Annotated in this window: 15 protein-coding genes, 1 pseudogene and 1 riboswitch; of the genes and pseudogenes, 9 read left to right on the plus strand and 7 right to left on the minus strand. The window is 52.2% G+C overall.

The window, feature by feature from the left end:
* Positions 1 to 665 precede the first annotated feature (665 nt).
* From DYL61_RS12475 to DYL61_RS12490, 4 genes are all read right to left on the minus strand, one after another.
* Positions 666 to 1,739 carry a hypothetical protein gene (locus DYL61_RS12475; RefSeq protein WP_135308542.1) on the minus strand — a complete coding sequence of 358 codons (1,074 nt, stop codon included), beginning with the start codon at positions 1,737 to 1,739 and terminating at the stop codon, positions 666 to 668.
* Positions 1,736 to 2,122, minus strand: a complete 387-nt coding sequence (locus DYL61_RS12480; RefSeq protein ID WP_135308543.1) for a hypothetical protein — start codon at positions 2,120 to 2,122, stop codon at positions 1,736 to 1,738. Before DYL61_RS12480 ends, DYL61_RS12475 begins: the two co-directional genes overlap by 4 nt.
* A 227-nt stretch (positions 2,123 to 2,349) precedes the next feature.
* Positions 2,350 to 2,628 (minus strand): hypothetical protein, encoded by a 279-nt coding sequence (locus DYL61_RS12485; protein ID WP_135308544.1) that lies wholly within the window; start codon positions 2,626 to 2,628, stop codon positions 2,350 to 2,352.
* Positions 2,629 to 2,987: 359 nt separating this feature from the next.
* Positions 2,988 to 3,344, minus strand: a complete 357-nt coding sequence (locus tag DYL61_RS12490) for a hypothetical protein (RefSeq protein WP_135308545.1) — start codon at positions 3,342 to 3,344, stop codon at positions 2,988 to 2,990.
* A gap of 850 nt (positions 3,345 to 4,194) precedes the next feature.
* Here DYL61_RS12490 and DYL61_RS12495 point away from each other — a divergent pair.
* From DYL61_RS12495 to ppa, 8 genes and pseudogenes are all read left to right on the plus strand, one after another.
* On the plus strand, positions 4,195 to 6,075 hold the full coding sequence (locus DYL61_RS12495) for an ATP-binding protein (RefSeq protein WP_135308546.1): 1,881 nt from the start codon (positions 4,195 to 4,197) through the stop codon (positions 6,073 to 6,075).
* Positions 6,076 to 6,710: 635 nt separating this feature from the next.
* Complete coding sequence (locus tag DYL61_RS12500; RefSeq protein WP_135308547.1) at positions 6,711 to 8,018, plus strand: toll/interleukin-1 receptor domain-containing protein; 1,308 nt, start codon at positions 6,711 to 6,713, stop codon at positions 8,016 to 8,018.
* A gap of 31 nt (positions 8,019 to 8,049) precedes the next feature.
* Positions 8,050 to 9,048 (plus strand): lipase family protein, encoded by a 999-nt coding sequence (locus DYL61_RS12505; protein ID WP_135308548.1) that lies wholly within the window; start codon positions 8,050 to 8,052, stop codon positions 9,046 to 9,048.
* 2 nt (positions 9,049 to 9,050) lie between these two features.
* Positions 9,051 to 10,751 carry a serine protease gene (locus DYL61_RS12510; RefSeq protein WP_135308549.1) on the plus strand — a complete coding sequence of 567 codons (1,701 nt, stop codon included), beginning with the start codon at positions 9,051 to 9,053 and terminating at the stop codon, positions 10,749 to 10,751.
* 504 nt (positions 10,752 to 11,255) lie between these two features.
* A pseudogene (locus DYL61_RS31580) lies at positions 11,256 to 11,378 on the plus strand (GNAT family N-acetyltransferase); the annotation flags it as partial.
* A 180-nt stretch (positions 11,379 to 11,558) separates the two neighbouring features.
* Positions 11,559 to 11,620, plus strand: a riboswitch (Fluoride riboswitch).
* A 142-nt stretch (positions 11,621 to 11,762) separates the two neighbouring features.
* Complete coding sequence (gene crcB, locus DYL61_RS12525) at positions 11,763 to 12,146, plus strand: fluoride efflux transporter CrcB (protein ID WP_010924788.1); 384 nt, start codon at positions 11,763 to 11,765, stop codon at positions 12,144 to 12,146.
* A 10-nt stretch (positions 12,147 to 12,156) separates the two neighbouring features.
* Positions 12,157 to 12,510, plus strand: coding sequence for a DUF190 domain-containing protein (locus DYL61_RS12530; protein WP_135308550.1), 354 nt, complete (start codon positions 12,157 to 12,159; stop codon positions 12,508 to 12,510).
* A gap of 2 nt (positions 12,511 to 12,512) precedes the next feature.
* On the plus strand, positions 12,513 to 13,058 hold the full coding sequence (gene ppa / locus DYL61_RS12535; RefSeq protein ID WP_026067438.1) for an inorganic diphosphatase: 546 nt from the start codon (positions 12,513 to 12,515) through the stop codon (positions 13,056 to 13,058).
* Between the two features lie 13 nt (positions 13,059 to 13,071).
* Here ppa and tnpC read toward each other — a convergent pair whose 3' ends face one another.
* The 3 genes from tnpC to tnpA form a co-directional block, all read right to left on the minus strand.
* Positions 13,072 to 14,598: an IS66 family transposase gene (tnpC, locus tag DYL61_RS12540; protein ID WP_135308551.1), complete on the minus strand. Its 1,527-nt coding sequence runs from the start codon at positions 14,596 to 14,598 to the stop codon at positions 13,072 to 13,074.
* Between the two features lie 83 nt (positions 14,599 to 14,681).
* Positions 14,682 to 15,017: an IS66 family insertion sequence element accessory protein TnpB gene (gene tnpB, locus DYL61_RS31585; RefSeq protein ID WP_158273383.1), complete on the minus strand. Its 336-nt coding sequence runs from the start codon at positions 15,015 to 15,017 to the stop codon at positions 14,682 to 14,684.
* On the minus strand, positions 15,014 to 15,346 hold the full coding sequence (gene tnpA / locus DYL61_RS12550) for an IS66-like element accessory protein TnpA (protein WP_202978028.1): 333 nt from the start codon (positions 15,344 to 15,346) through the stop codon (positions 15,014 to 15,016). Before tnpA ends, tnpB begins: the two co-directional genes overlap by 4 nt.
* Before the next feature lie 85 nt (positions 15,347 to 15,431).
* Between tnpA and DYL61_RS12555 the strand changes: the two genes are divergently transcribed.
* Positions 15,432 to 16,801, plus strand: a protein-coding gene (locus tag DYL61_RS12555; RefSeq protein ID WP_420825071.1) for an IS3 family transposase whose coding sequence is annotated in 2 segments (ribosomal slippage) — positions 15,432 to 15,915 and positions 15,915 to 16,801 — 1,371 coding nt in all. Because the reading frame shifts where the segments join, the coding sequence is not laid out codon by codon here.
* Positions 16,802 to 16,854: the final 53 nt, after the last annotated feature.

Raw genomic sequence — 16,854 nt, forward strand, 5'->3', positions numbered from 1 at the left:
AAGCCAATATTAAAAAACTCCACTTGATCTATTTATACTTATTGCCCTTATATTAATTACATCACTATACGCTGAGATTCAAAATTCACGAGCAAAGCTCTCATTACGCGTTGCATCTAATGCCCAAGACCCAACGCTCAGCATCTTCTTCATTTCAAAGTACTCTTTCTTCATAGCTATCTGCCAGAAAATCTAAAGCTTAACGGTATGGCCTAATTTTCTGAAACTGTCCTCTTGAAGCTTGGCTCCCAAAAGTCACACGTCAACCGTTAGTTGCAACACTTAAAAATGCCCAGCATTTGAACCAGACGCTTGCCTATAGCCTCTGCATCCACTTGTGTTCCCATAGCAATGACACCTACGCCATGCTGTTGCTGGAATTCAATGCCCTCCAATTGTCGTACCGCCCCACCGCACGGAATTACAAGCAGAGCAGCACCCGGCTTTCGATCCAGCCAGCGTAAGCTGTCATGATACAAATGCGCTGACTCCATCCCGTCCAGCAAAGCGAAACGACTTGAGCGATACTTGACGTCTAAAACTATAAAACGCTGCGGGCCTGTAACATCCGATAGGGTGATGGCTATGTAAGGAACTCGACGTTGAGACAGACTCGAAAAGTCGTTGTAAGGTCTTTTGTCGACTGCTGGGTATACAACCTGCAGCTAAATATCAAGCGTGACCCCCTCATGCTTGACGCGCCACCGCACGCGATCAGTGGTTTTGAAGCGACGGCACTTCCACTCGAAATGAGCCAGCAGCTGCTTAAGCACGCTCACCAGCATCACGTAGCACCAACGCTCATAGATTTCCCAGGTGAGGCTGATCCATAAAGACTCCTCCCCGACCTCTCCACTGATACCGGAGCGTAGGGCACACCAGCCGTAACGATAGGCCCGCGCGTGAGCCAGATGGGCAGAGATCGCTTTCAATCCTGCCGCAGACAGATGCCGAGATTTCAGGTACCTGAATGGCTGGACATGCTCTAGACGCTCAAGCTTTCGTTGCAAAGCGGCCAGGTATGCAATGCGTCGCTCCAAGCGTGGCGTCAATGGTGATCGCGTTTCACTCATGCGGATCTTGCTCGCGACTGTCGTCAGAGCAGTGCTGACCTTACGACATCGACTGATCACCTCTGACAAGAGCAGCCCCATCGCCTGATTTGCCAGGTTGTCCTGATCCTCGTAGGCTTTTGAGACATTGAAATAAACAGCATTGAGGGGTGGTCGCTCTACAGACTGAGGATGCAACAACGCCAGCCCCGATGGGTTACGAAGCGCCCTACGAATCGCGATCCCGTCCACGCTTTTGAGCTGATGAGCACCCATAGGCTGCCGATCTCGGCGCAAGGATGTTAATGGCTTGTGGGTCACCTGCAGCCGATCACCATAGCGGCGCAAGCGCGCAGATTGAAGGTGATGAGTGGTCAGCGCATCGTCACTGCAAATACCCCGCTGAGCCTCCTCGGTACCAAACAGCAAGACAGGATCGAAGGCCTGGATAGCCTCTAGCATAGCCGAAAACGTCTCGCCTCCCAGCTTGCTGGGATCAGGCGCGACATCCAGGCGGTAGTGGCCTACATAGTTTCCTTGATCATCAACGAGCTCAGCGCAGACCTCACCAGCATAGAACCCGGGCGACCAGCGCCATACAGGTGCCCCTGCAACTTGAATGAGCTCCAGTCGTACGTCGTCGACAAACAACGACCAGCCTTTCGTCGCGGTGAAATGGTAGGTCAAGCGCTCGGAAAACCCCGAAGTGATCTCACCCCGCACGACTGCAAATCGTATGCCTTCGGCACTCGAACAATGAATGATCGGCACGGTCGCCGCCAGAATCGTGTTGAGCCGGTGTGCATCAGATCTTCATGCATATCCCGGACTTTCTGGTGCGAATCGGTCAGTCCCCTTGCTTCCAGGACCTTTTTGAGCGCTGCAAATACTGCCTGAAAGCGCGGGCTGTCTTCACCTCTGAGCTTGGGCAGCAGCTTGGCATAAACGACGTGATCCAGCGCATGTTCAAAACCGATAACCCCGCTGGCCTGGGTTTGCTCCACATAGCCCAGCACATCGCTCAATGTACGCCAGCCAAAATGCATGCGCGCGGGACGCAGCACCTCCATTAATGCGTTCATCAACGCGCGAATGGTCGAACGCTGCTAATCGCTGAGAACGCTCGCCTCCCAGCCAGGATAACTATCAAGATCGATATCCCAAAATTCAATCACGGTGGCTCGATCCAAAACCTTGGCACTCAACCCGTGAGTGGTTTCATCCATGTCACTGTCCCGATAATCACCAAGTTGCCAGGATAAGGAACGCAGGGAGGAACACCATTGATCTCATCGGCCTAACCGTGCAGCTCAATTGCATCTCCCGTCTCCATCGAAGACAGCAATGGTGCGAGGTATTGTGCTGGATGAGACAGGTTCATCTCATCCAGTACCAGCGTATAGGGTCTGCCCGGGGCCGAACTCGCCTGCAGGAGAAAATCCAGAAACCGGGTGCGCACATATGACTCGGTGTCGAGCGGATTGACGTAGCCCATCAGGCTGGAATAGTCGTGCAAGCCCGGTTGGACTGGCACGATCAGCAAGCCTTCTTCAGGGTTGGCTTCGAGCTGCCACAAGCTCAACGCGTAGCCTCGGGCCAATTGCGTTTTACCTGCCCCGCTAAGCCCCGTCAGCACCGCCAGGTGTCGTCTTTTGTGACTCCACAGTCAGGCATCAAGCTGAGCGATCAGCTCTTTTTTGAACGGGAACTTTTTGGAAAAACCGTCAATGACCTGATGCTGCGCAGGTCTTGCCACTGACGTTGGGGAAAAAACTACCTGAAGGCTCTGCGGTGACAATAATGAATCGGACACTTCCGCGGCCGGCAGTGCCTGAGGCTCCCAGTCAATTCGCCGAGCCCACTCCTGACCTGTACCCGTGAGATGCAGTTCTTTGTCGACGACGTGCGCCAACTACAAGTGTTTGAACCAGCTAATCAAACTGGTGGACCAAAGTCTTTGGTCCACCCAGGATTGGCTGTGCGCAGTATCAGGATGGCTTCGCGGAGAGTACGCGGACCTTGAGCCAGTGCATGGAGCAGATAATCGAAACCCAGGATCCGGGTGATCATCAAGTCCAGAACCTCATCGGGATCACCAGACTCCAGAAAGGCCTCTCCGCGAGATGTCAGCACCAGATCGCTGCCGTTTGCCTTGATGACTGTTGGCGCTGATTGAAAACTGACCCACCCTGCGGATTGAAAATTGACCCAGAACGGATTGCTGATTTTTACCCCAGCAATTGTGGATATGCTTAGCAGCAGTAGTCCGATTGAAGACGCATGAAGCCCCACCGCATGCAGCAGGGTATTTCCACGCCGGACAGAAAGGGAGATGTGAAAGCACCGAGTTTCCTGTACGGCAATCCGCTGTTCGAACTGAAACGTTTAAGTGACGTGGAGGCAGTCCTGAAGACTAAGTGATGGATCCCAGACCAGTCCCTTGAGGCTCTCCTGGTCCGTAGTGGCAGAAAGCCGTAGGTATGGCTTTACCAAGACGCGGGCACTGGATAAGGTAGCCAACATCGCTTCATAGCAGACGGTTGTAGCTACGCAGTGGCGTTTCTCCATACATAGACGCCGCTGTTTCAGTTGGCTCGGTTCGGTGGCCTTCAGGTTCTGAATCTTCAATAGCATGAGCTACAGTCTGTATGAGTCTCTAAGTGGAGGATTATGATTTCAAGGAGTAGAAAGTGGCTATAACGGTGCATGACCACAGTTATCGCAACAACCTCAATCTAGGCCTGTTCATGGTGCTTAAGCATAGACAGTGGATTGCGGCAGAAACAGAGGCTTCCAACTCAGACTATAGACGCCTCTATCCAGCCACCCTGGGGTTCGTTCGCGAGGGCGCGTGTGTTTGGTTGCCGTCCGCCCCCCAGCAGATGTACGCCCCCAGGCTGTGGATATTAGATCGTGGGGCCTCGGTCTCGCTTAAACCCTATTCGCTTGAGGATGCGTCTGGGGGCAGTGGCCTTCGCACCACCTTTAATAGGCTTGCGACATGTGAGTTCGTTCATCCTGATATAGTAGAAACCTATTGGTTTAAGATTTTCTGCGATTGGTTCGCTACAGATGGGCGAAGTTAACGATTTTATTAATTTGTAGGTTATTTAAAATAAATTTTTATTAAAGGGACTAATTGGTGAAAGAGTATCAGCTGAATGTTGACCCGCGTATATTGGAACTGCTTGGGCCAAACCTCTATACAAATATTTATTATGTGTTAGCGGAGTTGATTGCCAACGCATATGATGCAGATGCAAAAAATGTCTACATTATTGCTAATCCGGATGATATCCGAATTGAGGACGATGGGCATGGCATGTCTTATGACAAGGGTGATATAACTAAATATCTCAATATAGCTGGCGTTTCAAGAGTTAAGGAGGCTGACTCGTTCTCCAAGTCTGGCAAGCGACGCAAAATGGGTCGCAAGGGCGTAGGGAAGTTGGCAGCATTGTCTGTTTCTGAAAACGTCGATATTTTAACTGTGGCGGATGGTGAGAAGTCAGGTTTCGTTCTTTCTCGTCACCCGGATGAAGGCAGCAAGCTTAAAGCCATTAGTGAGTCTGACATTACGTTTGAACATGTAAAAAAACATGGTTCAGCAATTGTCATGCGGAACCCACAGTATAGGTTGCATAAGACACTCTCCGCTGTCAAACGCAACCTACTGAAAATATTCCCATTGGTAAATGCGGATTTTCGCATACACGTTATCAGGGGGAAGGAGACGGTTATTGTCAACGATTTTGACAAAAATGTTATGTCAGAACTGGGCACATTGATTACGCTTGGTGATGAGTATTCGCCATTGACTAAGCTCGTTCCAAATCCTTATCCGAAAAGGCGATCAGATCTTGTTAGCTCCGCGGGTGAGAAAGCTATTCCTCGGGTTATGATGGGCAATGATGGGATAGAGCACGAATACACGATCAAGATCGCGGGCTGGATTGGTACATACAAGACAACGCGAGGCCGAAAAGCGGAAATGTCTGATTTTCCAGATAATTTCATTTCTCTTTTTGCGAATAAAAAGATGGGTGAGTTCAACATCCTACCAGTTGTTGGTCAAAACAAACTTAATGAGGTTTATGTTGTAGGGCAGCTGCATGTCGATATATTCGAATTGACCGAGTTGCCAGATATGGCTCTAAGTAATCGCCAAGGATATAAGTCTGACGACCCTCGGTATGTTGCAGTTTTGGATTATGTTAGAAAAGAACTTCTCACAGAAATTCTCAAGAAGCGAGAGGTTTTTACTGATATAGCAAATGCCGGAAAGAAACAGAAGAAACAGGATGAACAAAAGGGTAATGAGGCAAAGCTTCGACGCAACATTGATGCCTACCGTAAAAGGGCTAGCGAAGAAGCAGCTGACGATTTGTTCAAGCTGGGTTCTGATTTGTCGCGTGAGGCAATTGAGAAAGCTATCAGTGACTCCTTAAACAAAAATAGTCCCGATTTGGGGCTTAAGTCAGTGATTGACTCTCAAAAGAAAAGGATACTCATTAGCCAAACATCTCCAGATAAATCGTTTGCTGATATAATTTATCAGATGCTCATATACAATAATGTTTCAGCTGAAGATATTTTATATACCAATTGTGATGATGAGGTCTGCCGTGTACCTGAGGGAAAAGGCGTTTATGAATATCTGAGAGACTTCTTTGTTGAAAGCTATTCTACTCAGAAGATATTCGTACTCTTTGTCACTAGTGAAAATACAAAAATGTCTTGGGGTGCTATCACGGAAATAGGAGCGTCTTGGATTACCCAAGTTGACCATAAAATTTTTAATGTTCATCCCTTCAAGCCTGAGCATCCTTTGAATAATGATCTGCAATGGCAAAACACTAACCGGGAGGAGCCAACCAAAGGCGAGCTGTGGATGATTCCACTTAACGCAGATGTATTTTGCCAGAAGATTGAAGCTGTATGTGACGCTTTTGGCTACAAAAAGAATGAAAGGAGTGTCAATAAAGCGCATCTTGGCACTCTCATTTCAATCCGTAATTCTTGAGCGAATCGTACTATCTGTTGGCATCTGCTCCTCTAATAATTCTTATGACTGTATTGGGGAGTGGGTGTCTAGTGGCTAATTTGTAGATGCCTGCCACCGTCTGGAAATTAGGGAGGTTTCACCTTGTTCGTTTTCCTTGACATCGCTCGTGAGGCCTGAATAGAACATCTCGCGCTCGCGAATCGGTACGGTATTGCCGATCATTCGCTCGGCTGCTTTGACGGTGAGTCGCTCTGACAGGTGGGACTCACGGTCTCTTGGAAAGGATTGGGTAGATTGCAGCTTCTCTCAGTTGTTGTGTTGGGGCCTATTTTTTGTAGCGGCCAAAACAGCCATGACAGAATCGATGGAAAAATGTGGTGGGCTTTGTGATGAGGTGCGTACTCCAATCCTGGCAAATACTCTGTTCGCGAGAGTGTAGGATGTGTTTCAGGTTGATCAACGACAGCTTGGTGGTATGAATTGCCGGGTTCTGCAGGGCTAGACTCCGTTGAATTCTCCAGATATCCGTTTCACTGGAACCTGGAGAGTCCGGCTGAAGTCGGAGGATTTTTTCCGAACGGATCATTCGCGGCTTAAATGTTATAGGTTGTGCGTGAGAAGAACTTTTTTGACAAATTTAGACGGGAGGCAGCATGAGTACCGCCGAGGACTGGATCAAACAGGTACCTACATTGAGGACGCTGACAGGCGATGACCAATGGAGTGTCTTTCTCTCCTATCGGTCTCCCGATCAGGCGTGGGTGATCAATCTCTATGATGTTTTGCGCTGCTACGGCCATAAGGTGCTGCTTGATCAAGTAGCCCTAACTGAGGGAGATCAGCTTCAGGAGTCCCAAGAACGCGCCATTGCCGCGAGCCAGGCAGGCGTAATAGTTTGTTCTACGAAAGACTTTAACTCCAAGTGTGTCGTTAGCCGATACCAGGCGATGGAAGCGACGGCTAGCCTACGAACAGATTTCAAATTTGTGCCTGTGTGCGTTGATGCGAGCGAGCCCTCAGGCTTTGCTTCGGCGCGAACCTTTCTAGATTTTAGCTCATATCCTGGTGGTCCGAATGGTGGCGAGCTTCTGCGCTTACTACATGCGGTGGTTGGTCAGCCTCTGAGCGACGAGGCGGCGCGTATCGCTCTTGATTTCGATGAGTTTTCAGGGAGTGCTGCGAATCAGATCGATATGGCAATACGTGATGGCTCCACGGAGCGGCTGAATTCGCTGTTCGCAGAGCGCGGCGGACATTGGAGGGTAGCCGCCGCACTTGGTTGTAGGGCGGCAGAGGGGTTGACGCAACTGGGAGCCTACGATGATGCAGTGGCGATGTTGCTGGAAATAGAAAGGGAGTTTCCGCGTGCGATTCGTCCGAAACAATTACATGCGCTCGCGTTGCTCCGACGTGCCCGTGGTGGCGGCTCACAGAACGATCTTATAGATGCTCAACAGATTCTCGCTGAGCTATATGAGTCAGGAGAGAAGGATGCCGAGACTCTTGGCATATATGCTTCGACATGGATGGAGCGTTACGAGCGCTCAAGCGAGGTCGGCGACTTGGAGCGATCACGAGATCTTTACTCTGAAGCGTTCGCTATCGCCCGTGATGACTACTACACCGGGATCAATGCCGCCGCGAAGAGCGTATTTCTTGAAGAGGTAGAGTGCGCTGCGCAGTTGGCGCTTGAAGTTCAGAAGATCGTAGGCACCGGACCTCGTCCTGGCGATTACTGGATGACGGCAACTGTGGCAGAGGCGTGGCTCATCCAGAGGAACTATGTTGAAGCCGCGAGAAACTACGAAGCCGCAGTGGCAATTGCGCGCAGTCAGACGGGCTCTCACAAATCGACTTGGAAGCAGGCGTGCCGCCTAATGGCCAGGCTCGGGCCTAATGCCGTTGAGCGCGGATTGATTCGCAAGGTGTTCGAAAATCTTCCGGATTGCGATCAGCTCTGAATTTCGGTTTACGCACTTAAGGAGAAGTTTAATGTCGGCCAAGCGTCCGGTTGCGGTGGTCTTCATCCATGGTCTAGCGAGAAAGCCAGCTCCCGAACAACTACTTGAGTTGTGGCAGTGGGGACTGAGCCGCGGTAATCCGATGCCGAGTGTTTTTGCACCTCCGAACGAGGGGATAGACCTCGCGACTGAAGGTGTTCCGCATGTACTGAACTACTACGCAGACGTCTTTTATGGTGTGGAATACGAGACGGATATATCGTCTTACATGGAAGGCTGCGTGGATCTAGAACTGCAAGCCGAAGGCCTTGATCGTGTGGAGGAGGACTTGCCTCTGCCTGCGCCTAAAACCCCGCGCGAGGCTGCATTTCTTGAGGGCTTCCAAGCTGCGATCACCGCCAACCTAACTGTCGACGATGCAGTGCCGACTGCAAGCCCGTTAGATTGTTCTAGCGACCATGAGATTGCGCGGTTCATCCCTTCGCGGGTCCGCGAGGCGATGATAAAAAAGGCAGCGATGGAGGCCTATTACTTTTTGTTCAATAAAGAATATGTGAGGCCTACAGACGGCAAGCGGTTCAACGTTCGCGAAGAGCTTCGCTCGCGACTTTTGCGTGATCTCAGGTGTCTGCAGGAAAAGGCCGAGAAGATCGTAATTGTTTCCCACAGCATGGGCACGATGATCGCATACGACGTAATTCGTAACTGCCCGGATTGCCCGCCCGTCGATACCCTGATCACGCTTGGATCACCATTGGGCATTCGCGAGGTTCAGCAAGAGCTACTCGCAGTAGGTAGCGAAAGTGTTGATTTTCCTGCTACGACGCTTAGGAGTTGGGTCAACATCTACGATCCCTTTGATCCAATCTGTGGTGCAGGGCCTCGTTTCGCGAAAGACTACCGTCCGGTTGACGGCAAGGTAGTACAGGACATCAGGGAATCCAACTGGGGCAAGTGGCGACATACGATCACTCACTATCTAGCCGGAACGCAGCTGCGTGCGAAGCTGGCCGAAGCATTGGAATTGTGATCATGGGCAGACTCGCTGACAGCCTTAAACTGGGGGTCATTCAGGATGCCCAGCCTTGGGATCTGGGAGCCGCGGTTGAGCTGATTGTGGAGGAGATCGAAAGCACGTCGCTGCCGGTGGCGAATGCGCGTAGTGCTGTCGAGGTGCTGATCAAGAACCGTCATTATGATCATGCACGAACGATCGCCGAATGCTGGGAGCAGCGCCACGATTTCGACCCACTTCTCTCAAAATACCATGCACAGGCGCTTATTAACCTTACATCGCTTGATGAGGCCGAAAAGGTGCTGAACTTGGGGTTGCCGAAGCTGCGTGCGCGTGAGAAGGATGCCGGCGCGATCAAGCAGATTCCTGAGTTTGAGGGGTTGTTGGGGAGAGTGTTTAAGCAGCGTTACGTGGCGACGCGCGACCCCAGCTGGCTTGTCAAAGCTCGCGAAAAATATCTGAATACGTATCGCCAAGGTCGAAATCGATTCTGGCACGGTATCAATGCGGTGGCGCTGCTAGTACTCGAGGAGCGAGAAGGATTAGATATTTCGGCTCTTCCCCCCTTAGATGTACTGGTGACAGAGGTTCTTGGCACAGCGACGGATCAATACATCGCTGATCCAAACAACGCCTTCGCCGCAGCGACCGTGTCGGAAGCCTATCTCGCTATGGGCGATTGCGAGGAAGCGGAGTTTTGGCTCTATCGATTTCTGCTGCATCCGGCGGTCAAACCGTTCGATATTGAGTCATACGATAGGCAAATTCGCGAGATATGGAATGGCAGTCCACTTGTAGGATGTGGCTCCTGTGCCGATCGATTGTCAGTCATCATCACCAGACACATTGCAAAGACAGAGCATCGCTTTTTCATTTCCTCCGCTGAGGTACGTGAAACTAAGCGGAATATCGAAGGACTTTCAGAGGGTGAGTTACAGAACTTAGAGAAAAACTTTTCTGGCGATTCCACGTTGTCATTACAGTCGGTCAAAATGCTACTTAACGCGTGTGAATCGGTCGGCTGCGTCATGACCGCAAGCGGTCAACGTGTCGGGACGGGTTTTTTGCTGTGTGGTAGTACTTTCAGCCGCGCAGCGGGCTTAACGCAGGTATTTGTCACCAATGCACACGTAATCAGCAGCGATGTGCCCAATGCCATCGCCCCGGAGGAGGCGTTCGTCACTTTTGAGGTCGAGTCCACCGCCAGGGGGAACTTGATTAGATACAAGGTTGGGGAGGTTCTTTTCACGTCCCCGCCTGGAGCACTTGGCGTTTCGAATGGCGGCAAACATGACCTTGACGTCACAATCGTTCGGTTGCATGAGCTTCCCACTGACGCGATTGTTCTGCAAAAGGCCAGAAGTCTGCCATTGGTGGATAGTAAGACTAGGGTATACGTGGTCGGACATCCCCGCGGTAGTGGGTTGCAAATTTCGTTACAGGACAGTCGCCTGCTTGATGTCGACGACGACAATCGGCTTGTCCATTACCGCACTCCCACCGACCCTGGTAGTTCGGGCAGTCCTGTCTTCAATACCAAGTGGGAAGTCATAGCTGTGCACCACGGTGGGTCGGTCGCAACGCCGCGATTGAATGGGCGTGGAACCTACGAGGCGAACGAGGGCATTTCGCTCCAGGCGATCGAAAGAGCGTGGTTGGGACAGGAAGAGCGTGCGCCCTGCGGAATGATAACTCAATCGCTTATGTCAGAAGGTTGATCTGTAAAAAGACTGAGAATGGGGTCGCGGTAGGAACGGCAGTTACCTGCCGCCCCCCAACACAGATCCGTACGTGCGGAACTACCGCATACGGCTCCTGCCTCGGGTATGTGACGCAAAGCGATCCTCAGGGTAAGGGTGTGCATTTCTGGGTCTCGGGATATATAGATCGGCAAGGCGTCCGTAACGTGACCATTGAAGCCGATTACGCTGGCTGCGACGCTTAAGGGCTTGCCGCCAGAAACGGCACACCGCCAAACGAAAACCACCAAGACGCATCAGGTTCCCCGGTACTGCGTGGTAATTGAAGTAACCGCTTACCACACGTTTGAACCATTGCCCTTGAACCCGGACAAGGTCATGGCGCCGGCGACTCAACTCCTCGCGGATAGCAAGAAGCGTCGCACGCATACCCAACCAATGGGTGCCCAGGTAACCTGGCAAAGTGTTTGAGCAAATCCAGGCGAGCTAGAATTCCGGATGCATAGACCTTAAGGACGCGCGATGATATTGCAACACAGGCCAGTGAAGGCTGATGACTTCAAAATTATCTGTAGCTTTCCCCTGAACGCTCAAGAACTGTTTTATATGTTCCCGAAGGCTCAATACCCTCTGACTGAAGCTCAGCGTAAGCGTCTGCCGAACCCGTCTTGAACAACTGGATTAGAATTCCGGTGTACCTATTTCCGAATTTCCGTTGAGGTCGCTGGGTAGGCTCAGGTCACTATGACAGTAGAGACAGCGTCCCTATAGGCCGTACTGATTTCGGTGCGTGGAGGTTGAAGTTATCGGTACTGTTGCTATAGGATCTTCTCAGGAGATGGCATTCCTCCTTTAAACCGCCTCGTGCTGATGATGCCTACGTAAACCCTGGACAGGGTGCGTAGGTGTGCCTCCCTGTCCCCTAATTTAGGACAGGATCTTGACTCCAAATCTCATATCAGCTCTCTATCGCAATCTGCGATTATCAGCACCTCCTCGGCTCTACCAGCCCAGAGGAGAATTGCAGCCATGCTGAAATCACTATTAGTTATCGCCATCGGTGCATCACTTGGTGCTTGGTTGCGATGGCTCCTGGGCATGAAGCTCAACGCACTCTTCCCGACAATTCCCCCAGGCACTGTGGTGGCGAACATGGTCGGGGGGTACATCATCGGCCTAGCCATCGCGTTCTTGGCCGCATCTCCCTCCTTAAGCCCCGAATGGCGCCTGCTAATCATCACGGGTTTTTGTGGGGGACTTACCACCTTTTCCACCTTTTCAGCCGAAACAGTTGCCCTAATCCAAGAAGGGAGATTGCTGTGGGCGCTCGGCTCAATTTCATTGCACGTCGTAGGTTCGTTAGCGATGACCGCTGCCGGACTATTGTCCTACCAAATGATTGGTACTCGCTGAGGAGATTAAAATGAAAGGTTATATGGTCGTTTTCTTCACCCAACAAAACCGTCGTTATCAAGGAAAGATGCTTGGCGAGTGGATCGTCGACGTAGCTAAGGAAATGGGGCTGCGCGGTGCCACGCGATGTACTGGAATCGAAGGTTTTGGACACACTGGGAAACTACACTCATCGCACTTTTTTGAGCTGGCTGATCAACCCACGGAGATTCGCTTGGCAATCACGGAGGATGAGGCAGAGCGGTTATTCAAGCGACTGGACTGTGAGGAAATATCGGTGTTTTTCACCAAAACGCCAATCGAGATGGGCACACTTGGAAAAACGCGCTCCAGCGCAGCCCCTTCCGAAGCTTCGGAGCTATGAACATGAGCTATACGGACATTCCAGCTGGTAACGCGATCCCCGATGACTTTTTCACCGTTATCGAGATTCCTGCAAACCACTCTCCGATCAAATACGAAGTAGACAAGCCAAGTGGGCAGCTCTTCGTCGACCGCTTCCTCAGCACACCAATGTTCTATCCGGCCAATTACGGGTTTATTCCGAACACGCTAAGCGATGATGGCGATCCACTGGACGTACTGGTGGTCTGCCCCTATCCGGTCTCTCCTGGCGTTGTCATTCGCAGTCGTCCGGTTGGCGTGATGTACATGACAGACGAAGCAGGCGCCGATGCCAAAGTAATCGCTGTTCCTCATGACAAACTCAGCTCGATGTACAACGATATCAAGGAGTGCGAGGACCTTCCCGCACTTCTGCTTGCGCAGATCCAGCATTTCTTTGAGAACTACAAGGCGTTGGAACCGGGTAAGTGGGTGAAGATGGGGCGCTGGGGTAGCGCAGATGAGGCTAGGGAAGAAATCCGCAGGTCAGTAGCAGCCTACGTTCCAAAAAGCCTGGTGTCTCACTAGAAAATCTGGACTGTTAGATGTGACCCCACTTATGCGGGAGTAGCTCAGTAATCTCACTCGCCCGCTGTGTCGGCAGGCGGGTGAGGACGTCCTTCAGGTATGCATATGGATCATGCCCATTGAGCCGTGCCGTCTGAATCAAACTCATGATTGCAGCCGCACGTTTACCACTGCGTAGCGAGCCTGCGAACAACCAGTTCGAGCGCCCAAGTGCCCACGGCCGGATTTGATTCTCGCACCAATTATTATCGATGGGCACAGCACCGTCATTGAGATAGCGCGTCAGCGCTATCCACCGCTTTAGGCTGTAATCCAACGCCTTGGCGATGGCCGATCCCTCAGGCACAAGCTGCCTCTGGGCGATCATCCAGGTATGAAGTGCATCGATGATCGGCGTTGCTTTCTCTCGCCGTATTCGCTGCCGGTCACCTGATCTAAGTTCGCGAACCTCTCGCTCCACTTCGTACAAAGCTGCAATGTAGTGCAGCGCTTTTTCGGCAATCTGGCTTTTGTTGGTCGCGTGCAAGTCGAAGAACTTGCGGCGTGCATGGGCCATGCAGCCGATCTCCGTGACGCCCAGTTCAAAGCCTGCCTTGTAGCCAGCGAAGTCGTCGCAGACCAGCTTACCGCTCCAGTGGCCAAGGAAGGCTCGGGCATGTTCGCCAGCACGGCTCGGACTGAAGTCATAAACGACCGCCGCCAGATCGGAGAACTGGCTGGTGGCATAAGCCCAGACATAAGCGCGGTGAGTTTTCTTCGCGCCAGGTGTCAGCATTTGTACCGGGGTCTCGTCGGCGTGGACGACGCCATGCGTCAGCACGGCTTCGCGCAGCGCATCAACCAGCGGCTGTAATTGCACGCCGCAGTTGCCCACCCACTGCGCCAAGGTCGAACGGGCGATGGGCAGCCCGGCGCGGCCAAAGATTTTCTCTTGGCGATAAAGCGGCAGATGGTCGGCGAACTTAGCCACCATGACGTGGGCCAGCAGACCCGCCGTCGGGATGCCTTTGTCGATGACGTGGGCCGGTACCGGCGCTTGTATCAATGTTTCGCACTGTTCGCAGGCCCACTTCCCACGAATGTGGCGCTCGACGGTGAACACGCCGGGCGTGTAGTCGAGCTTTTCGCTGGCATCTTCGCCGATGCGCTTGAGGGCGCAGCCGCACCGGCAGTGGCTGTTTTCTGGTTCGTGATGGATCAGTTTGCGAGGGAACTGCGGTGGCAGCGCAGCACGCTTGGGTTGCAGGCGCACTTTGGCTTCGACAGGCGCGGGTTGCAGCGCTTCAAGCTCAGCTTCAATGGCGGCGATGTCCGTGTTGATCAAGTCGTCAAGCAAGCTGGCTTGATCCGGTCTCATCTGCTCGCTGCGCTTGGCAAACTTGAAGCGTTTGAGCAGCGCGATTTCGTGGGCTAGCTTCTCGTTGACCGACTTGTGATGGGTGATTTGCTTGTCCATCGTCTCGACGCACTGAATCAACTGCGCCGCCAAGGCACGCAGTTCTTCAGGGTTTAATTGATCGAGATTAGGATGCGAAGTCATGCCGCCGATTTTGCCAGAGAGGGCAAGTAGCGGCGATAGACTAATGGGCCAATTGCGCTGGCAAGCGCGCCATAGCAGACGAGTTAGAGCACCGTGATGGCTCCTCCGGAACCGACGCGTTGCCAAGGTAAGCCTAGCACTAAGGCTTGAAGTTGCTCTGCATCCAACTCAACTTCAGAACCGTGCCGCACGCCTGGCCAAAAGAAACGACCTTGATTCAAGCGCCGGGCAGCCAACCAAATCCCCACACCGTCATGCACCAGCACTTTCATACGATTGGCGCGGCGGTTGGCGAAAAGATAAGCACAGTGCGGCTTCGCCGCACCGAAGACCGCCACGACTCGCGCCAGAGCGGTTTCAGTGCCGGCGCGCATGTCCATGGGCTCGATGGCGAGCCAGATGGTGTCGATGCGGATCATCGCAGCAGGTCTCGCAGGAAAGCGGAACATGTCGCTGCATTTTCTGCTGGCCAGCTCACCACGACTACGCCTTTTGAATGAGGCACTTCGATTCGAATCGTGGCCGGAAGAACTTGAGGGGCCGCTGTCGAAGACAATGTCTTGACCGGAATAAAAGCAGTTTGCAGTGCCAGGTTTTTCTGCCCATGCACCCGAATCCATTTATGGACGAGGTTGGCATTGAGGTTGTGGGTCAAGGCGACATTGGCAATCGAGGTGTCAGCCTGCGCACACTCGGCGATGACCTGGGCTTTAAAGGAGTTGGAATAGGAACGGCGTTCTGGTGGCATGGGCGTCCGCTTAAAAAGGCTAAAAATGGTGTCCACTTAAATTGATCTGACCCCGAAATGTTGGACATCAACATTGAGGGGTGTCATGAAAAAGTACACAGAGCAGGCGAAATTGTCGGTTGTTGAAGATTACTGTTCGGGTAGCGCAGGTCACAGAGAGGTCGCGCATCGTCACGGGGTCAATGCTTCTTCGCTTCGAAAGTGGATTGCGGCATATCAGGCGCTTGGTGCCGCAGGCCTCAAAAGTAAGAGAAAGAAGAACTACAGCCCTGAGTTCAAGCTGAATGTATTGCAGCGCATGCGAGAGGAAGAGCTGTCCTATCGCCAAGTCGCTGCTCTGTTTGATATCCGGAAATCCGACATCATTGGCGAATGGGAGCGCAGGTATGATGAAGGCGGTTTGGAGGCCTTGTCCCGGCAGCCAGGAAGCGGACTTCACAAAAAAATGACAAACCCCATCCCGTCCATTCAGCTTGAATCTTCGGACGATGAAGCTCGTACGCGTGATGATTTGCTGGCCGAATTGAGCCAGTTGCGGATGGAAATTGCTTATTTAAAAAAGCTCGATGCCTTGGTTCAAGCGAAGGAACGATCAGCGCAGCGGAAAAAGCGAAAATCGTGATTGAACTGAGGCAGGAGCACCCTCTGGAAGGCCTTCTGAAATTGGCTGGCCTGGCCCGTAGCACTTTTTACTATCAACAAAAGGTGCAGCAATCCGTTGATAAATACGCGGTGCTGAAATCCAGGATTTGCTCAATTTTCGACGAGCACAAGGGCCGATATGGCTATCGCCGTATCACTGCTGCGGTTCGGCGAGCTGGCCATCTCGTGAACCACAAGACTGTTCAGCGCCTCATGGGCGAGCTTCAGTTGAAAAGCCGTGTGCGCATAAAGAAATACCGGGCCTACAGAGGCGAAGAGGGTCAGGTAGCGCCGAACCTGCTGAAACGGAAGTTTGATGCCAAACGACCGAACCAGAAATGGGTAACCGATGTGACGGAGTTTCGGGTCGGTGGGCAGAAGCTTTATCTCTCGCCGATCCTTGACCTCTATAACGGCGAAATAATCGCCTTCAAGACCGCGAGGCGCCCGCTGTTCGACATGGTTGGTGCGATGCTACGGCAAGCTTTTGAGAGACTGCGGCCACGCGATAAACCAATCTTGCATTCCGACCAGGGATGGCAGTACCGGATGCCTATCTACCGCCGCGTGCTGAACGAGCGCGCGGTAAAGCCAAGCATGTCCCGCAAAGGAAATTGCTATGACAATGCGGCTATGGAAAGCTTTTTTGGCACGTTGAAATCCGAGTTCTTTTACCTGAACAAATTCAATAGTCTCGATGAGCTTGAAGCAGGTATAGAGGGCTACATACACTACTACAATCATTCGCGAATCAGGCTGAAGCTAAGTGGCCTGAGCCCTGTGGAATACAGGACTCAAGCTCGGCGGGCATAGAAGGCGTCCAACATTTCGGGGTCAGATCAAATTTAGGTGGACACCATCGCCTT

Origin of the sequence: Pseudomonas nabeulensis, from assembly GCF_004682045.1 — a bacterium.
In the GTDB taxonomy this organism is placed as follows: Bacteria; Pseudomonadota; Gammaproteobacteria; order Pseudomonadales; family Pseudomonadaceae; genus Aquipseudomonas; species Aquipseudomonas nabeulensis.

Bases quoted from the DNA above. Each gene is read 5' to 3' on its own strand.
- DYL61_RS12480 (WP_135308543.1), bottom strand. From the start codon at position 2,122: ATGGAGGTGCTGCGTCCCGCGCGCATGCATTTTGGCTGGCGTACATTG.
- DYL61_RS12500 (WP_135308547.1), top strand. From the start codon at position 6,711: ATGAGTACCGCCGAGGACTGGATCAAACAGGTACCTACATTGAGGACG.
- DYL61_RS12505 (WP_135308548.1), top strand. From the start codon at position 8,050: ATGTCGGCCAAGCGTCCGGTTGCGGTGGTCTTCATCCATGGTCTAGCG.
- DYL61_RS12510 (WP_135308549.1), top strand. From the start codon at position 9,051: ATGGGCAGACTCGCTGACAGCCTTAAACTGGGGGTCATTCAGGATGCC.
- crcB (WP_010924788.1), top strand. From the start codon at position 11,763: ATGCTGAAATCACTATTAGTTATCGCCATCGGTGCATCACTTGGTGCT.
- DYL61_RS12530 (WP_135308550.1), top strand. From the start codon at position 12,157: ATGAAAGGTTATATGGTCGTTTTCTTCACCCAACAAAACCGTCGTTAT.
- ppa (WP_026067438.1), top strand. From the start codon at position 12,513: ATGAGCTATACGGACATTCCAGCTGGTAACGCGATCCCCGATGACTTT.
- tnpC (WP_135308551.1), bottom strand. From the start codon at position 14,598: ATGACTTCGCATCCTAATCTCGATCAATTAAACCCTGAAGAACTGCGT.
- tnpB (WP_158273383.1), bottom strand. From the start codon at position 15,017: ATGATCCGCATCGACACCATCTGGCTCGCCATCGAGCCCATGGACATG.
- tnpA (WP_202978028.1), bottom strand. From the start codon at position 15,346: ATGCCACCAGAACGCCGTTCCTATTCCAACTCCTTTAAAGCCCAGGTC.